The organism is Pseudomonas sp. AC463, assembly GCF_979253585.1.
Genome location: NZ_CEEDDZ010000141.1, coordinates 1 through 427, shown reverse-complemented (window position 1 = coordinate 427; position 427 = coordinate 1). Strand labels below are relative to the sequence as shown.

1 protein-coding gene is annotated in these 427 nt (G+C 69.8%); it reads left to right on the top strand.

What is annotated here, in order from left to right:
* On the top strand, positions 1-427 hold a 427-nt coding region (locus AC0IYH_RS29490), incomplete at both ends, for a molybdopterin cofactor-binding domain-containing protein (protein ID WP_471837594.1).

Sequence of the window (427 nt, the reverse complement as noted above, 5' to 3'; positions counted from 1 at the left end):
ATTACAAGCAGGGCGATGTCGACGAAGCGCTCGCGGAGGCCCCCGTCACGCTCGACGTGACCTATGTCACGCCCAGCCAGAACTCCGCCGCGATGGAGCCGCACGCGTCGATCGCGGTGTGGAACGACGACGCGCTGACGCTCTACGGCTCGTACCAGATGCCGACCTCGGACGCCGAGCAATTGGCGAAGTCGCTCGGCGTGCCGAAGGACAAGGTGCGGATCATCTCGCGCTATATCGGCGGCGGCTTCGGGTCGAAGCTGGGCATCGCGCCGGAGAGCGTCGCCGCCGCGATCGCGTCGCGCCGGCTCGGCCGGCCGGTCAAGGCCGTGATGGCGCGCCAGCAGGTGTTCGACGCCACCGTCCGCCGCTCCAACACCGAACAGCGCGTCCGCTTCGCGGCGGGCACGGACGGCAAGCTCACCGC